The sequence below is a fragment of the Halococcus morrhuae DSM 1307 genome, from assembly GCF_000336695.1.
Classification (GTDB): domain Archaea; phylum Halobacteriota; class Halobacteria; order Halobacteriales; family Halococcaceae; genus Halococcus; species Halococcus morrhuae.
In genome coordinates this window covers 95,493-111,081 of the sequence record NZ_AOMC01000152.1, presented here as the reverse complement: position 1 = coordinate 111,081, position 15,589 = coordinate 95,493, and the positions used below count along the sequence as shown (strand labels likewise).

Here is a 15,589-nt window from a genome sequence, read left to right as displayed (position 1 = left end):
TGCATCGTACGAATGCGGGATGGCCACCATTCGCCAACTCGTCATCGACGTTCTCAAGCCCCACGAGCCGACCATGCTTGCGGTCGCCGACGAGATCGCCGATCTGGATGGCGTCGATGGCGTCAACGCCGTGCTCCTGGAGATGGACGAGGAGGTCCGTAACATCAAGTTCACCATCGAAGGCACGGATATCGATTTCGAGACGGTGAACGCGACGGTCGAGGACACCGGCGCACGAATCCACTCGGTCGATCGGGTCGCCTGCGGCGAGTACATCGTCGAAGACAGCCCGACGGCACAGGACTGATGGCCGACGACGAAACGTCGTTGACCGACCGGATCGACACCGACATGGTGGGCCCGATCGCCCGCCGGTATTTCGTTTCAAATGGTTTCGACGGCGCGCTCACCGGCGTCGGCGTCACCGTCGGAGCCTATCTCTCGGGCATCTCCGACGGACTCACGGTGATCAGCCTCGGTCTCGCAGCGGCCGTCGGTCTCACCACCTCCGGGGTCTGGAGCGTCTGGGAGATCGAGCGCGCGGAGATGCGCGCCGAGATCCAGGAGACCGAGGAGGCGATGCTCGCCGATCTGAGCGATACCCGCATCGAACGCGACAAGATGAGCAATCAGGTCGTCAACGCACTCATGAGCGGTCTCGGCCCACTACTCGGGCTCATCGTCCCGCTCACGCCGTTCCTGTTCGAGGGCACGGCTTTCTCGCTGCTCCAGGCGACGCTCGTCTCCGTCGCGATGGCCGTCGGGATCCTCTTCTCGTTCGGGGCGTACATGGCCTCGATCTCCCGCCAGCGCTGGTATATCGCCGGCATCCGGATGGGGCTCGCCGGCATCGTCGTCGCCGTTCTCAACGTCTTCCTCCCTGGCTGATCCGGAATTCTATTCGACGAGATCGCGATAGAGCCGGCCGAACGCCTGCCGGCGCAGGGTTTCGATGGCCGCGCGCTCCTCGTTTGCGAACGTCGCTGCGACGGCCTGTTCCGAAAAGGGTGCGGCGTGCCAGGCGATCCGGGGGACGTTCTCGTTGCCGATGACGTGGATCTCGTATTCGGAATGTTCAGTCTGCCAGTCGTCGAAGGCCTCGCGCTGGCTGACCGAGACTTCGAGCCCGGACGCGAATAGTGCGTTGCGCGCCCGCTCGACGACCGTGCTCGTCACGCGCTCGTCGTATTCCGGTTTGTCGAACTCCATCGCGGTCGCGACCTCCCGAACGACGGTCTGAGCCGTCGGACCGAGCGCCTCGTAGCGCTCGCGGGCGGCTTCCTCGGTACTGGGCGCGAACCGTCCAACCGTGTGCATACGAGCGGTTCGCCCGGCGGACGGTTACTCGTTTTCGTCCGCGTTGCCATCGTTGCTTTCATCGCTCTCGTCGCCCGCTGCATTCCCACCAGCCGTCTCGTTCTCGTCACGTGTGTCCTCGGTCATCGCGCGCGCTTGCTCGACCGCGGCGGCGGTCTCGGCGTCGAGGCTCCCCTCCTTCGACGGCCCGCGCGTTGGTCGATCGTCGAACAGTTCGCCCGATCGCGGCTCGTCGCCGTGGTGATGGTCGTGACCGGTCGTGTCCTCGAAGACCTGGGGGAACTCGACCTCCGCAGCACCCTCCTCGACTCGTTCGGCGAGCTCGTCCTCGCCGGATTGCTCCCAGCCCGGTGCGTGCTCGTCGAGCCATGACTCGTGCTCGTCGTCGCCGAGCAGCGCGGTGAACGCGAGGTGGTTAGCGAGGTGGCGTGCGTCGGCCTGCGGCGTCTCACAGACGGGACAGGCATAGCCCATATCTTTTCTTGACTCTCGACGCGCTTCTATCCCGCGCTCATTCGTCGGCCGCGAGCGGCTCGGTACACCACTGGCAGAACTCGAGATCGGCGTCGGTCTCGCGCCCGCAGTTCGGACAGCGCTGCTTGCCGTCGGCGACGGTCGATTGCTTGGTTCGGGAGCCCCGGGCGATGCGGTAGGCGTCGATCGTGTTGAGCACGAAGAGGACGAAGATCGCGATCTCGGCCTCCATCGGGAGCGCCTCGCTCGCCTGCATGACCGCATCGAGGCTGAACCCCGCACTGGTCTCGGGGATCGCCGAGGCCGGCAGTGCGATCGCGACGGTCGCGAACGTCAGCCCGAACCAGGTGAGCGCACGCAGCCACTCGCGCAGGTAGAGATGGCCGAGTCCCGGGTAGAGCAGCGCCAGCGCGGCGGCGAGCAGCGGGCGTTTCCCCGAACGATGTCCGTTCATCGCCCCCACGTAACTCGTGCGGGCTCCTGAACGTTCGGGTCCACGACGCCGCCCGGATCGGAGCGCGTTTAGCCGACGGCACGATACCTCTGGCATGGCGTGGGTGAGCCTGTTCTCCGGCGGGAAGGACTCGGCGTGGGCGCTCCATCGCGCGCTCGACGACGGACTGTCGGTCGCTCGGCTTGTCACCGTCCATCCCGACGAGGACTCGTTTCTCTATCACGTCCCGGCGACCGAGCTCGCGGGGCTGGCCGCCGAGAGCATCGGCATCGAACTGCTCGAAGTCGAGTCGAGCGGCCACGAGGGAACCGATTCCAGTGCGCGCGGCGATGCCGAGCTCGAACCGCTCGAACGCGCACTGCGTGAGCTCGACGCCGACATCGATGGCGGACTCACGGGCGTCGTCGCGGGTGCAATCGAGAGCGAGTTCCAGACCAGCCGGATCGAGGCGATGTGTGAACGCCTCGACATCGACCTGTTCGCCCCGCTCTGGCAGCGCGATCCCCGAGCGCTCGCCGACGCGATGCTCGCTGCCGGCTTCGAGATCCGTGTGATCGCCGTGGCGGCTGCCGGCCTCGACGAGTCCTGGCTCGGACGCACGCTCGACGCCGAGGCCTTCGACGAACTCGAAGGGCTCAACGACGACTACGGCGTCCACCTCCTCGGCGAGGGTGGCGGGTTCGAGACGCTCGTGACCGATGGCCCGCAGATGGAGCGGCCGCTGAAGCTCGAGTACGAAACCGAATGGGACGGCGTGCGCGGGCGGTTGCGCATCACCGATGCGTGGCTCGGCGATTCCTGACGAGCTATTCGTCGCTGTCGAGCAGCGCGGGCTTGCCGACCGGGAGCGACCCGAACAGCGCGTAGTGGACGGCGAACGAGACGGCGATCAGCAGTGCGATACCCGTGACGAGTTTCGTCGAACGCGATGCCATACCCGTGCGAGGACGGCGGTGCAAAAGAGGGCTACGGTCAGCCGTGTCCGTATCGGCGAGCGTCAGTCGCCGTCGGGCAGTTTCGTGTGCGCGCCGACGAGCGCGTCCGTGAGGTCGGTGCCGGCGACATCGACTTCCTCGTCCAGGATCGAGTCCCGTACCGTGCAGTCCTCGACGGTGGTATTCGGGAAGACGACCGAGCGCTCGATCGTCGAATTCCGCACGACTGCACCGCCCATGACGTGGACGCCGCTGCCGATCTCGCTGTTTTCGACCGTGGCCTCGGCGTCGATCGCGGCATCGCCGTCGAGCGCCCACGCGACGGTTTCGAGATAGCTCTCGGGCGTGCCGATGTCGAACCACGCGCCGTCGAAGGTGTAGGCGTAGACCGCGCGGGTCGCCTGGAGCCACTGGATGAACCAGCCCGGCTCGTCGGGGTTGTTGTCGCCCGCGAGATACTCATCGAAGGCGAGCGCTTCGGCGGGGAAGGCGTAGCAGGCGATCGAGACGAGGGTGCTGTTCGGTTCGTCGGGTTTTTCCTGGAAGTCGACGACCTGATCGCCGTCGAGCTCGACCAGGCCATAGGAGCTCGCGCGCTCCTTCGAGCCGACGTCGTAGGCCGCGATCGTCGGCGCGCCGCGGGATTCGAACTCGTCGACGAAGTCGCTGAGCGGGAAGCTGATGAGGTTGTCGCCGGCGATCACCAGCAGGTCGTCGTCGATCCCCTCGCGCTCGACGAGCTGGGCGAGCGCACCGACGACGCCGAACTTCTCGTCCTCGTCGGTGGTCTCCTCGACGCTGAGGCGCGGTTTCGTGAACCCGCTCTCCGCGATGTGGCGCTCGAACTCCGGGGCGAAGCGCTCGTTCGTGCTCACGTAGACGTCCTCGATACGGTCGTCGGTCTCCAGTTCGTCGAAGATCCGGTCGATGACGTCAGCCCCGCCGACCGGCAGGAACATCTTCGGGCGGTGTTTCGTAATCGGCCAGAGACGTGTCGCGTAGCCTCCGGCGAGTACGATTGCATCCATGCAAATTCGCTCTCGGCGGCCGGATAAGTCCCTTTCCATTGCCCACTCCGGTGACGGTCGCCATCATCCGACGAGGACGGCCCTCAGACCGGTTCCGGAGTGCTCGGGAAGCGTGATTCGACGATGGCGAACGCGAGCGTGCTGGCGAGCCCCAACAGCGTGCCGGCGGTGAGCGCGACCGCCATGTAGGTCAGCCCAACCTCGCCGAGGAGGAACGCGCTGACCGCGTAGAGAACGGCCGCGATGGCGAGCACGTAGAACGGTGCGTTGAGATACCGCCAGCGAAAGCGCTCGGCGAGATAGGTGTCGGTGATGCGGCCGACGCTGCTGGTGATGCCCGCGGCCGCGAACCAGGGCGTCGCGCCGACGATGAAGGCGGCGACCGTCTCGACGGGGCTGAGCGCCGCCGCGACGCTGTGGGCGTCGAACGTCGTCATCCCGCGGACGCCGCCGATGGCGAGCAGCGCCGCCGCGACCACCGTCGTGATGAGCATCACCCGGCCGGCGTAGAGGCCGCGTCGCGCCCGTGCGACAGCCTCGTCGATGGCGCGTTCGAGGCCAAGCCCGCGAAAGAGAACGTAGAGCCCGAGCAGCGCCGAGATGAGACCGAACACCGCCGCGCCGGGCACGCCGAGCTGGCCGGCGATCTCGGCGAGCGGGTAGATGAGCAGGAGGATGCCGAGCGGGACGAGGATCGTCCCCCTCGTCTCGGGGTCGTCGAGCACCTGCTTCATCGTGTAGTACATCGACTCCAGGTTCTGTGCCTGGCGGACGACGACCCGCTGGACGCCGTCGATCGGCAGTCGCGAACGGATCACCGGGATCACCGATTCGTCTTGTGCGCCGTCGGTGACCACCAGTGCGTGAACGTCCTCGCCGGTGGTCAGCCCCGCGAGGATGTGGTCGATCTCCTCGCCGACCTTCCTGTTGGCCGCGACGCCGCCGCTCTCGACGCCGGTGACGGCCGCGACTTCGACCTGCTCGTCGGTGATGTCGTCGTGGATGTGCAACCCCTCGAAGAGTACGTTCGAGTCGGAGTCCTCCGGATCGGTCGTGGCGAGCGCGACGGCGGCGCTCTCGACGGCCTCCCTGCCCACGACGGGTGTCTCGACGCCGGCCTTCCGTCCGAGGTCGTCGTCGAGATCGATGCACAGCACCAGCAGCATGCGGCCGGCTACGCGACCCGCCGTTAACTGCTTTCGGTGCTGGCCGCCACGCTCCTAATACGTCCTAACCCACACAGGAGTAGTATTACATGTTCTATCATTACATTTATTGGGGCGGCCCGGATCAGTGGTTCGTGTCGAACGATGGCGCACCCGTCGCCGTCGTTCGCAGGACAACAGATGTACACGGATATCGAGAACACCGGCGCGCCGATGGTGCCCGAGATCACTCGCAACGACTCCGACGACCGAACCGACGCGCGACGCTTCCGCGAGGAGATGGTGTTGAGTCACCGACTGCCCGATCGATATCGGGAGTAGCAGTCGTTCCCGACTGTCGGGTCCCTCGGCAGCCACGGTAGCGACAGTCGATCCGAAAGTGCGTGCGGTACTGCTGCTCCCGAGAGCCGATCCGAGTCGTACGTCTTTTCAGGACTGCGCCCCCAGTCGTTTCAACGAATGATTTCGAAGGGCTGTGAACAGTGCGCCAAGGGTGGGAAGATGGTGCTGTTCGTCTACGGCTACTGCGACCAGCGCGACTGCTTTTACTGTCCGCTCGGCGAGAACCGGAAAAACGTCACCGACGTCTACGCCAACGAGCGCCTCGTCGAGGACGACAGCGACGTGATCGAGGAGGCCCACCGGATGGAGGCACTGGGAACGTCGATCACCGGCGGCGAGCCCCAAGAAGCGATGGCGAAGACCTGCCGCTATCTCTCGATGCTCAAAGACGAGTTCGGCGCGGACCACCACACGCACCTCTACACGGGCATCACCGGCGGGCGCGAGAACATGCGCCGGCTCTCCGAAGCGGGTCTCGACGAGATCCGCTTCCATCCGCCCTACGAACTGTGGGGAGACATGCACGGCACCGAATGGGAGGAGATCCTCTACATCGCGCGCGAGGAAGGACTCACCCCGGCGTTCGAGATTCCGGGCATCCGCGCCGAGGAGGAGTTCATCGAGTTCCTCGACGAGGGCGCGGCCGACTTCTGCAACATCAACGAATTCGAGATGAGCGATGGCAACTACGAACGGATGCAGGAGCAGGGCTTCGAGCGCCGCGAAGGCCACATGAGCGCCGTCGAGGGCTCCCACGACATCCTCGATGCGATGGGCGACCACGAGAAGGTCTACTTCTGTACGAGCGTGTTCAAGGACGCCGCCCAGCACCGCAACCGCTTGAAGCGGATGGCGAAGGTCATCAGGCGCGAGTTCGACGAGGTGACCGACGACGGCACCCTCGTCTACGGCAAGGCCTGGGAGAGCGGCGACCGACTGGCGGAGCTCGGCGTTCCCGAGCAGTTCTACAGCCAGAAATCCGAACACGTCGAACTCGCCTGGTGGCTCCTCGAGGAGATGATCGACGAGGGCGACGTGAACAGGGGCGAGATCGTCGAGCAGTATCCGACCGCCGACGGCACCGTGGTCGAGCGGACGCCGCTAGCGTAGTTCTCGATCCGGATTTCGCCGCGAACGTTTGACTGCCGTCTCAAGACGTGTCTCGTGTGCCACGGTGAATCGGACGCGAAACAAGAGGGGATTCAGTCGCTATCGTCGCGTTCGCTGTCGCCTCGTCGGAAGAGCTTGGTGAACAGAGCCGGGGTCTGTTTGCTCCGTTGCCCGTATCGCTCCAGTTCCTCTTTGCTCTTCGCCATACTCGAACGTAAGCCACTCCACATACTAAATGACTGCGGATAGTGCAACGAGGACGACACCAACGAACAGACACGTCTGTGCGACGGTTAGTGCCGCGCCGTTGAACTCGATGTCGTCCGCGTTATCGTCAACGAACCCGGCGAGGAGCTCCGGGAGATCCTTCTCCCACGTCTCGCTTCGCGTGAACTCGTCGGCGATCAGTTCGTCGATGTAGTCCTGATTCAGCCCGAGATACGGATCCGTTTCGTTGTACGTGAAGATGCCTGCGCCCAACGAGATAGCGAGGGCGACCCCACCGATGATACCAGTGATCGGTTCGAAACTGAAGCCGGAGATTTTGACGGCGGAGACGAACACACCGAGCAGTATCGCCGTGATCCTGACGTTCTCGATGGCCTTGTTGTCGATCTGCGTGAGAGCTGCCTGTTGGGCGTTCAACGCCGCACGCGATTCCTGATACGCGATCTGACGGCGTTTGCTCGACCAGTCGGCTTCGCCGCCATCCTCATCGCTCATTTCTCCGATTTCCTCATCGGATGCAACACAGAAATATTCTTCCCCACCCGTTGCCGTTCATCGCGACAGCCGTATCACCACGTTCATACGGCGATCTCTCCCAGTTGAGGCCGAATGGAGGCGTCGTTCGAATCGCTCAGAAACCGCGTGCGACGGACGAGCCGGGTGCTGCGCGGCGACGGGCGCGGCTGGACGCTCGCAGTCGTGGCCGCCGGCTGGCTGACGGTGCTCGGCGGGCGCTATCTCTTTCCGGCGATCCTCCCGCAGGTCAAGGAGTTCTTCGCGGTCTCGAACGCGACGGCGGGCGTGGCGGTCACGACCGTCTGGGCGGCCTACGCGCTGATGCAGTTCCCGGCCGGCATGCTGACCGACCGCTTCGGCGAGCGCGCGCTGCTCGGGACGAGTCTCGCGGTCTCGGCGGTCGCAGTCGTCGCGGTGAGTCTCGCGCCGACGTTCGTGCTGTTTCTCGGCGGGTGTGCGCTGTTCGGTTTCGGAACCGGACTGTACGGTCCGGCGCGCGGGACCGCCCTCTCGGCGACGTTCGGCGAGCACGACGGCACCGCCATCGGCCTCACGCTCGCGGCGGGCAGCGTCGGCTCGGCGCTGTTGCCGTTCGCCGCCAGCGTGCTTGTCGGCCCGCTGGGCTGGCAGACGACCGTCGTGTTGCTCGCGATCCCCTACCTCGCCGTCGCCATCGCCATCCGACGAGTGCTTTCGCGGCGCACGCCGACCGCCAGCCCGTCGGGTCGCCCCTCGGTTCGCGGTCTCCTGCGCGCGCTCTGGACCGCGGTCTCGCGGCGCACGGTGACGGCGGTGAGCGCCGCCACGCTCTCGCTGTTCGTGATGCAGGGGCTGACCTCGTTTCTGCCGACCTACTTCATCGCGGTCAAGGGGTTCTCCCAGGAGCGCGCCGCCGCCCTGTTCGCGCTCTTCTTCGTCGGCGGGGCGCTCGCCCAGTTGGTCGCCGGCAACGCCGCCGATTACTACGGCGATCGCACGGTGTTGCTCGCGACCGCCGGCTTCGGCGTGCTCCCGCTGCTCGCGCTGCCGTTCGTCCAGGGAATCGTCCCTGTCGCGTTGCTCACGGTCCTGCTCGGCTCGCGGCTCGCGATCAACCCGGTGAGTAACGCCTACATCATCGCCGTCGTCCCGAGCGCGGTCCAGGGCACGGCCTGGGGGTTCTTCCGCACGACGTTCTTCCTGATCGCTGCGACCGGCTCGACCGTGGTCGGACTCTTCTTCGACGCCGGACTCGCCGACGAATCGTTCGTCGTGCTCGCGGCGCTCACGGCGCTCGCGGTCGTCTGTTACGTCTTCCTTCCGGCACGAACGCGCGCGTAGAGGAATCGAGCGTGTGAAAAATCGACCGTTCAGACGCCGCGACCCTGGAGCTTCTCTTCCTCGGGGAGGTCGGCGTTCGCGTCGCCCTTCATGCCCGAGCCGGCGTTCGTCGCGATGGCCGCGAGTTTCTCGGGATCGTCCCAGCTGTTGGTCGCCTCGACGATCGCCTCGCCCATCGCTTCGGGGTTCTCGGCACCGAAGATACCCGAGCCGACGAAGATCCCGTCACAGTCGTGATGCATCATGAGCGCGGCGTCGGCGGGCGTCGCGATGCCGCCGGCGGCGAAGTTCACGACCGGGAGACGGCCGGCGTCGGCGGTCTCGTGGACCAGTTCGGCCGGGGCCTCGATCTCGCGGGCGTAGGCCTCGCGCTCCTCGTGAGTCATTCCCTCCAGCTTGCGGATCGCGCCGCGGATGTTGCGCTGGTGGAAGACGGCCTGATTCACGTCGCCGGTGCCCGCCTCACCCTTCGTCCGGATCATCGCCGCGCCCTCGCCGATTCTTCTGAGGGCCTCGCCGAGATCGCGCGCGCCACAGACGAACGGCGCGGTGAACTCGCGCTTGTCGATGTGGTAGTCGTCGTCGGCGGGCGTCAGCACTTCGGACTCGTCGATCATGTCGACACCCGTGGCTTCGAGGATCTGTGCCTCTTTGGTGTGACCGATCCGTGATTTCCCCATCACCGGGAGCGAGACCTCCTCGATGATCTCGGTGATGTCGGCGGGGTCGGCCATGCGTGCGACGCCGCCGCGCTTTCTGATGTCGGCCGGCACGGCTTCGAGCGCCATCACGGCGACCGCACCCGCGTCCTCGGCGATGCGGGCCTGTTCGGCGTTGACGACGTCCATGATGACGCCGCCCTGCTGCATCCGCGCGAACCCGCGCTTGACGAGTTCGGTACCGCGTTTCAGCTCCTCCAAATCCGTCTCATCGGCCATGTTTCGGGTTGGATCCGGACCCACTTAACACCCGTCTTTGATACATTTCACTGGACGACGATGTATGTGGTTGAAAAGCTAGTCTTAGATGTCGTTTTTGTTTGTGATTCAACTGAAGCCGTGATCATCGAACGGTCGACGAACGGCTCTCCCTCTTCGCTCGTCATCGTGTGTCGTTCCCTCCTCGACCGATCAGCACCGTTTTGTCGCGGCCGGCCGACCCTCGGCCAATGGCCGAACGACGGGTCGGCCCGCTCCGTCGCCTGCTCGACGGGGCGGTGCCCGACCGCGAGGCGCTGCCGCGGTACGTCGCGCCGGTGCCGAAAGCGATCGAGGATCTGGGGCTACGGCTCGGCTGGCTCGTCGTCGCGATCAACCTCGCTGGCACGGCCTTTGGCTTCTGGTACTACCGGTTCCAGTTCGGTCTCGAACCCGCTCTCGCGTGGCCGTTCGTCCCCGATAGCCCGGTGGCGACGTTGTTCATCGCGCTATCGATCGCGGGCTGGAAGCTCGGCCACTCCAGGGAGTGGCTTGACGCGCTCGCCTTCTTCGGCTGTCTCAAGCTCGGGCTCTGGACCCCCTACACCCTGCTCGTCTTTCAGGATGCGTTCCTCGCGAGCACCCCGCTGTGGCTCTACCTCTTCCTCTTCTTCAGCCATCTCGCGATGGCGCTCGAAGGGTTCGTGATCCACCGCTATTCCGATTTTCCCGTGTGGGCGGTCGCCGTCGCGCTCGCGTGGTACGGCCTCAATGATCTCGTGGATTACTTCGTCCCCGTCGTCGGCACGTACCACCACACGACACTTCCCATCCAGCCGATCGTCGATGGCGTCATCGAGCACGTCGTGCCCGCCCACCAGTACGTCGCGGCGGGCGCGCTCGCGCTGACGCTGCTCGCGACCTTTCTCGCGCTCGCAACGCGGGTGAAGAAGCTCGAAGCACGGGCCTGAGTGCGTCGTCGCCGGCAACCGCTCGGCCCGAGGCGGATTTAAATAGTCGGTGGGCGTACCGCAGGCATGCTCTACGACCGGGTTGCCGATCTCGATCTCACAATCAATGGCTACGAGCTGGCCCACCGCGAACGGGACACGTCGAGCGGCTTCACCCGAACGACGACCGTCGTCTCGCTGCACGGCGACGGCGAGACCGGACAGGGTGAGGACGTTATCTACGACAACGAAGTCCACTACGCGCTCCGTGACTCGACGGAGACGTTCCCCGTTGCGGGCGACTACACGCTTGACTCGTTCTCTGAGCGGCTGGCCGAAATCGACCTCTTCCCCGACGACGAACCCGACCAGCCGACCGCGCACGACTACCGTCGGTGGGCGTTCGAGAGCGCAGCGCTCGATCTCGCGCTGAAACAGGCCGGGACGAACCTCGCCAACCGCCTCGGTCGATCGTACGATCCCGTTCGGTTCGTCGTGAGCACACGGCTGGCGGAGCCACCGACCGGCGAGCGCGTCGACGACTGGCTCGATCGGAACTCGGCGCTCGAGTTCAAACTCGATCCCACGTCGGACTGGTCCGCCGATGTCGTCGAACGGCTGGCCGCGACCGATGCCGTTCGGATTCTCGATCTCAAGGGCCAGTATCACGGAACGATGGTCGATCAGCCACCCGATCCCGACCTCTACGAGCGGATCATCCAGGGGTTTCCCGAGGCGCTCATCGAGGACCCGGCGCTGACCGACGAGACACGAGAGCTGTTCGCGGGTCACGAGGCGCGCGTGACGTGGGACTACCCGATCCAGGGCGTCGAGACGGTCGAAGAACTCTCTTGGGAACCTGACTGGCTCAATATCAAACCCTCACGGTTCGGTTCAATAGAGTCCGTGCTCGACACCATCGATCACTGTCGAGAGAACAATATTTCGATGTACGGCGGTGGACAGTTCGAACTCGGCGTCGGTCGCGAGCATATTCACGCGCTCGCGTCACTGTTCTACCCCGATGGTCCGAACGACGTTGCCCCGCGGGCGTACAACGACCCGAACCCGAGTGGAGGCCTCCCGACGAGCCCACTCACCCCGCCGTCGTCGCCGCGCGGGCTGGAGTGGGGCTGATCGACGACAGTCCGATCCGCCGGCTCACTCCGCTCACGTCTCCCTGTCGGCGTGCGAACGCACCCAGAGTTCGCCGATACGCGAAAGGCGCGTCCGGTGGGATTTCCCGTGGGCGTCCTGCTCGATGTACCCCTTGCCGCCCGGACCGAGTCTGTCGACGTTGTAGATGACCTTCGAGCGGAAACTGTCGGTGTACTCCTCGCTCAGTTCGCGCGCGAGCGCCTGGGCGAGCTCCGAGACGCTCTCGAAGGGACTGTCCTCGCCGAGTTTGAACAGAATGAGTTCTTCAAACGGTTTGACGTTCGAGAACGACGCCACGGGGATTTCGAGGATGTGTTCGCCGTCGATCGCCTTCGCGCCGATCGTCGTCCCGCGCTCGTCGAACTCCGCAAGCAGGTCCCGCGCGCTTTGGAGCCGTTCGTCGATACGCTCGTCGTCATCGTCGAGATCGGCGAGCAGGTCGATCTGCTGGCGGAGTTCCTCGGCGAGTTCGGTTTCGAGGTATTTCTCGGGGATCGTGTAGTAGGTGTGGATGCGTTCGCGGTCCTCGCTTCGCTCGACGCCGATCGAGTGGGCGGCGGTGGCGAAGGCGAAGCTCACGGTTCGGGGCATCGCGCTGACGTTCGCCCAGACCCCGTGGCCGGCGTCGAGCTCGTCGTTGATGAGCGCGTAGGCCTGCTCGAAGGCCCCGTCGTAGTCGTAGACGTCCTCGACGACGAACCGCTCGGTCTCCGCGCCGAGCAGGTTCGTGAAATCCTGTTCGAGCTTTGCCGCGAGCTTGCGCGAGTATTCGACGTTCGCCTCGCTCCCGACCGCGCCTTCGAGGAGAATTACCCTGTCGACGTCGCGTTTGTCCCGGACGAGCGGCGCGATGAGCCGGTCGTAATCGAAGCCGACCGGCACGATGTGGGTCTGCATACCCGTCCTATCGGTGAACCACGAATAAGGGTTGTCGAGTCGAATCGCCATGCGCGACCTGCTTTGCCTCAGTAGACGCGCGTGCCGTTTTCGACCGGGCGCTCCGGCTGGAGGTGGATCACGCCCTCGTCGCCGTCGACACCGGTCACGAGACATTGGCTCTCGAAGCCTGCGATCGAGACCGTGCCGAGGTTCACGACCGCGACCACCTGCCGGCCGAGCAGTTCCTCGCGCTCGTACATCGTCAACCCGGCGGCCGATCGGAGTGTCTCGTTGCCGAACTCCACGTCGAGCTTGTAGACGTCCTTTCTGGCTTCGGGGAACGCCTCGACGGCGACGATCTCGCCGATGCGCATTTCGATGTCGTCGAGAAAGCGTTCAGGATCGATATCGGGTTCGTCGATGCCCATGTCATCGTTGGACGTGCAGCAGGCATCACTTTAGCGAAAGCGATGTGCGGCCGGCAGCCACGGGGCGGGTGCGGTGCGGCCGCCGTGCGGGTGCGGCCGCGGTTTCCTGGCGGATGAAGGGCGAGGCGCGCGGAGCGCGCCGAGGGCTTCGGCGGTTGCGGTGCGTCGTAGGTGGCGTTGCTCTCCGCGCGAGTGGAACGAGCGCGGTTCACTGCGAGCGAACGAACGTGAGCGAGCAGACGTTTTTAGTCCAGGTTTTTGGACGGGGTTCGACCGAGCGCCGCAGGCGCGAGGGAGGACCCCGTCTAAAAAAGTGGGGTTGTTAGTCGTCGAGATGTTCGCGGACGGCCGAGGCGAGCGCGTACTGCGTTTCTTGAGGAACGTCGTTCGTGCCGAGGGTCGCCGGCGTGTCGTCGGCGTCGAACGACGGGTCGAACAGCCGGAGCGCGCTGTTGATCGTCGCCCAGTCGTCGACTTCGGCGGCGTCGCGCAGGCTCTTGGTGGGTGCGGCGAGCAGCTGGCTCACGAGCGTGTCGGCGAGCGATTCGACGACGGCGCGCTGGTCGTCGGTCATCCCGTCGGTGTCGAGCTTCGAGAGCGCCCGCGAGAGCTCGCGTTCTTTCATCCGTTCGGCGTTCTCGTACATCGCAGCGATGACGGCGTCGGCGCGCTGGCGCTTGTAGCGGGCGAGCAGGTTGTCGAACTCGCGGTCGATCATCGCCTCGACGCGCTCGGCGGCCTCCTGTCGGCGTTCGCGCGTCGCCTCCGTGACGGATTCGAGCGCGTCGAGATCGTAGTGGGTGACGTTCGGGAGTTCGGCGGCGGCCTGTGTCGCGTCGCGTGGCTGGGCGATGTCGATGAGCAGGGTTTCGCCGGCGGTTGCGAGCGCTTCGCGATCGAGCACGGGGACGGGGCTACTCGTCGCCGAGACGACGACGTCGGCGAGCGAGAGCGCCTCGGGAAGGTCGTCGAGATCGAGCGCCGCGCCGTCGGCCTCGATCTGGTCGGCGACGTGAGCGGCCTTTTCCTCGGTACGGTTGGCGACGAACAGCTGTGCGACCGAGCGATCGAGCGACTGGGCGGCGAGCGTCCCCATCTCGCCCGCGCCGACGACCAGCCCCGTGGCGTCGGCGAGCGTTCGCTCCTCGTCGGCGAGCCGTGCGGCGGCGCTGCCGAGCGAGACCACGCCCTCGTCGATGGCGGTCTCGGTGCGTGCGCGCTCGCCGACGTGGATGGCCTTCTGGATGCCCTCCTCGAAGATCGGGCCGATCCCGCCGACCGCGCGGGCGTTCGTGTAGGCGTCCTGCAACTGGCCGAGGATCTGGTCCTCGCCGAGCACGAGCGATTCCAGCCCGCAGGCAACCCGCATGAGATGGCGGAGGCTCTCCTCGTGGCCGAGCTCGCGGACGACTTCGTCGGGACTGTCGGCGACGATCGACGAAAGACTCTCGCGGCCGTGGTCGGGATCGTCGGCGACGACGTACAGCTCCGCACGATTACACGTCTGGAGCGAGAACGCCTCGCGAACGCCCTCGTGATCGAGCAGTGCCTCGACGAGATCGCGCTCGTCCCGGGCACAGGCCGTCTCGATCTGTTCGACGCTCGCGCGTTGATGGGCGATGCTCACGCCGGAAATGATCCCCGTGGCGACAGTCATCGTTCGTTCATCCCCGAGAGCACGTCGCTGATCACCGATTGGGCCTCTTGATCCGGGGTATGGGTTCCATCACCTAAAGCCTTCCAAACCCGATCGGAGCGCACGACCGCCCGGACGGCCGCCCGGCGCTGTTCGGCCGGCGTGTCCTCGCGCAACTGCTCGCGTAGCTCCCCCGTGAGCGTCGCCATCGCGCCCGCGTCGGCGAACTCCTCCTCGAAGCGCTCGCGCAGATATCGACTGAGCGCCGGACTCGTTCCTCCGGTGGCGATCGCTAGGAGGACGGGATCGTCACGGACCGTCGCCGGCACGGTCACGTCGAGATGGCTCCGCTCGCCGGCCCCACCGCTTCGATCGGCCCGATTACGGAGGGTTCCGCGCTCACGCGCGACCCGTGCCACGGCGTCGTTCACCGCTTCGTCGCTCGTCGCCGCGACCGCGAGCGCCGGCTCGATCCGCTCGAACCACTCGGAGACGTCGTCGGGCGATGGCGCGGCACGCACGCGCTCCGCATCGCCGAACTCGGCGTCGGCGAACGCCGGACTCACCACTACGACCCGTGCCTCGCGCGCAAACCGGCGGGCCTTGCGCGCGCCGACCGGCCCGCCACCGAAGATCAGTACTGCTTCCTCGCTGAAGTCGTGCAGCAGCGGAATCATTCACTCCCACCTTTTTTGGCGGGGTCCTCGACTCGCTGCGCTCGCCTCAAACCC

General features: G+C 65.8%; 20 protein-coding genes. 8 read left to right on the top strand and 12 right to left on the bottom strand.

Features of this window, described 5'->3' with window-relative positions:
- Positions 1-19: 19 nt before the first annotated feature.
- On the top strand, positions 20-307 hold the full coding sequence (locus C448_RS13345) for a DUF211 domain-containing protein (RefSeq protein WP_004055513.1): 288 nt from the start codon (positions 20-22) through the stop codon (positions 305-307).
- On the top strand, positions 307-888 hold the full coding sequence (locus C448_RS13340; protein ID WP_004055512.1) for a VIT1/CCC1 transporter family protein: 582 nt from the start codon (positions 307-309) through the stop codon (positions 886-888). Before C448_RS13345 ends, C448_RS13340 begins: the two co-directional genes overlap by 1 nt.
- Before the next feature lie 9 nt (positions 889-897).
- Here C448_RS13340 and C448_RS13335 read toward each other — a convergent pair whose 3' ends face one another.
- Genes C448_RS13335 through C448_RS13325 form a run of 3 tightly spaced genes read right to left on the bottom strand, consistent with a single transcriptional unit; the run spans position 898 to position 2,245 of the window.
- Entirely contained in the window at positions 898-1,317 is a 420-nt protein-coding gene (locus C448_RS13335) for a DUF5809 family protein (protein ID WP_004055511.1), read from the bottom strand.
- A 24-nt stretch (positions 1,318-1,341) separates the two neighbouring features.
- Entirely contained in the window at positions 1,342-1,791 is a 450-nt protein-coding gene (locus C448_RS13330) for a DUF5810 domain-containing protein (RefSeq protein WP_004055510.1), read from the bottom strand.
- A 37-nt stretch (positions 1,792-1,828) separates the two neighbouring features.
- Positions 1,829-2,245, bottom strand: a complete 417-nt coding sequence (locus C448_RS13325) for a zinc ribbon domain-containing protein (protein WP_004055509.1) — start codon at positions 2,243-2,245, stop codon at positions 1,829-1,831.
- A gap of 94 nt (positions 2,246-2,339) precedes the next feature.
- On the opposite strand from C448_RS13325, the gene C448_RS13320 reads away from it, so the two are divergent.
- Positions 2,340-3,047, top strand: a complete 708-nt coding sequence (locus C448_RS13320; RefSeq protein WP_004055508.1) for a diphthine--ammonia ligase — start codon at positions 2,340-2,342, stop codon at positions 3,045-3,047.
- 4 nt (positions 3,048-3,051) lie between these two features.
- On the opposite strand, the gene C448_RS16950 is transcribed toward C448_RS13320, so the two are convergent.
- From C448_RS16950 to C448_RS13310, 3 genes are all read right to left on the bottom strand, one after another.
- Entirely contained in the window at positions 3,052-3,180 is a 129-nt protein-coding gene (locus C448_RS16950; protein ID WP_275039133.1) for a hypothetical protein, read from the bottom strand.
- A gap of 62 nt (positions 3,181-3,242) precedes the next feature.
- Positions 3,243-4,208, bottom strand: coding sequence for a sugar phosphate nucleotidyltransferase (locus C448_RS13315; protein WP_004055507.1), 966 nt, complete (start codon positions 4,206-4,208; stop codon positions 3,243-3,245).
- A gap of 83 nt (positions 4,209-4,291) precedes the next feature.
- Positions 4,292-5,374 carry a DUF373 family protein gene (locus C448_RS13310; protein WP_004055506.1) on the bottom strand — a complete coding sequence of 361 codons (1,083 nt, stop codon included), beginning with the start codon at positions 5,372-5,374 and terminating at the stop codon, positions 4,292-4,294.
- Positions 5,375-5,554: 180 nt separating this feature from the next.
- Between C448_RS13310 and C448_RS16185 the strand changes: the two genes are divergently transcribed.
- Complete coding sequence (locus C448_RS16185; RefSeq protein WP_160162793.1) at positions 5,555-5,695, top strand: hypothetical protein; 141 nt, start codon at positions 5,555-5,557, stop codon at positions 5,693-5,695.
- A gap of 138 nt (positions 5,696-5,833) precedes the next feature.
- Positions 5,834-6,826, top strand: a complete 993-nt coding sequence (locus tag C448_RS13305; protein ID WP_004055505.1) for a radical SAM protein — start codon at positions 5,834-5,836, stop codon at positions 6,824-6,826.
- A 231-nt stretch (positions 6,827-7,057) separates the two neighbouring features.
- Here the strand turns inward: C448_RS13305 and C448_RS13300 are convergent, their stop codons facing one another.
- Complete coding sequence (locus C448_RS13300) at positions 7,058-7,549, bottom strand: hypothetical protein (protein WP_004055504.1); 492 nt, start codon at positions 7,547-7,549, stop codon at positions 7,058-7,060.
- 114 nt (positions 7,550-7,663) lie between these two features.
- On the opposite strand from C448_RS13300, the gene C448_RS13295 reads away from it, so the two are divergent.
- Entirely contained in the window at positions 7,664-8,890 is a 1,227-nt protein-coding gene (locus tag C448_RS13295; protein WP_004055503.1) for an MFS transporter, read from the top strand.
- Positions 8,891-8,919: 29 nt separating this feature from the next.
- Here C448_RS13295 and pdxS read toward each other — a convergent pair whose 3' ends face one another.
- On the bottom strand, positions 8,920-9,828 hold the full coding sequence (gene pdxS / locus C448_RS13290) for a pyridoxal 5'-phosphate synthase lyase subunit PdxS (RefSeq protein ID WP_004055502.1): 909 nt from the start codon (positions 9,826-9,828) through the stop codon (positions 8,920-8,922).
- Between the two features lie 230 nt (positions 9,829-10,058).
- Between pdxS and C448_RS13285 the strand changes: the two genes are divergently transcribed.
- Together C448_RS13285 and C448_RS13280 are read left to right on the top strand one after the other, a co-directional pair.
- Entirely contained in the window at positions 10,059-10,778 is a 720-nt protein-coding gene (locus C448_RS13285) for a DUF1405 domain-containing protein (protein WP_004055501.1), read from the top strand.
- Between the two features lie 66 nt (positions 10,779-10,844).
- Complete coding sequence (locus C448_RS13280; protein ID WP_004055500.1) at positions 10,845-11,894, top strand: hypothetical protein; 1,050 nt, start codon at positions 10,845-10,847, stop codon at positions 11,892-11,894.
- 33 nt (positions 11,895-11,927) lie between these two features.
- On the opposite strand, the gene C448_RS13275 is transcribed toward C448_RS13280, so the two are convergent.
- From C448_RS13275 to C448_RS13260, 4 genes are all read right to left on the bottom strand, one after another.
- A complete protein-coding gene (locus C448_RS13275; protein WP_004055499.1) occupies positions 11,928-12,812 on the bottom strand; it encodes an HFX_2341 family transcriptional regulator in 885 nt (294 codons plus the stop codon).
- A 68-nt stretch (positions 12,813-12,880) separates the two neighbouring features.
- Positions 12,881-13,222 carry a tRNA-binding protein gene (locus C448_RS13270; protein ID WP_004055498.1) on the bottom strand — a complete coding sequence of 114 codons (342 nt, stop codon included), beginning with the start codon at positions 13,220-13,222 and terminating at the stop codon, positions 12,881-12,883.
- Positions 13,223-13,544: 322 nt separating this feature from the next.
- Positions 13,545-14,879: a glutamyl-tRNA reductase gene (hemA, locus tag C448_RS13265; RefSeq protein WP_004055497.1), complete on the bottom strand. Its 1,335-nt coding sequence runs from the start codon at positions 14,877-14,879 to the stop codon at positions 13,545-13,547.
- The gene (locus tag C448_RS13260) at positions 14,876-15,535 is read right to left on the bottom strand and encodes a precorrin-2 dehydrogenase/sirohydrochlorin ferrochelatase family protein (RefSeq protein ID WP_004055496.1); all 660 of its coding nucleotides are present in this window, start codon (positions 15,533-15,535) and stop codon (positions 14,876-14,878) included. The genes hemA and C448_RS13260 overlap by 4 nt, the downstream gene beginning before the upstream one ends.
- Positions 15,536-15,589: the final 54 nt, after the last annotated feature.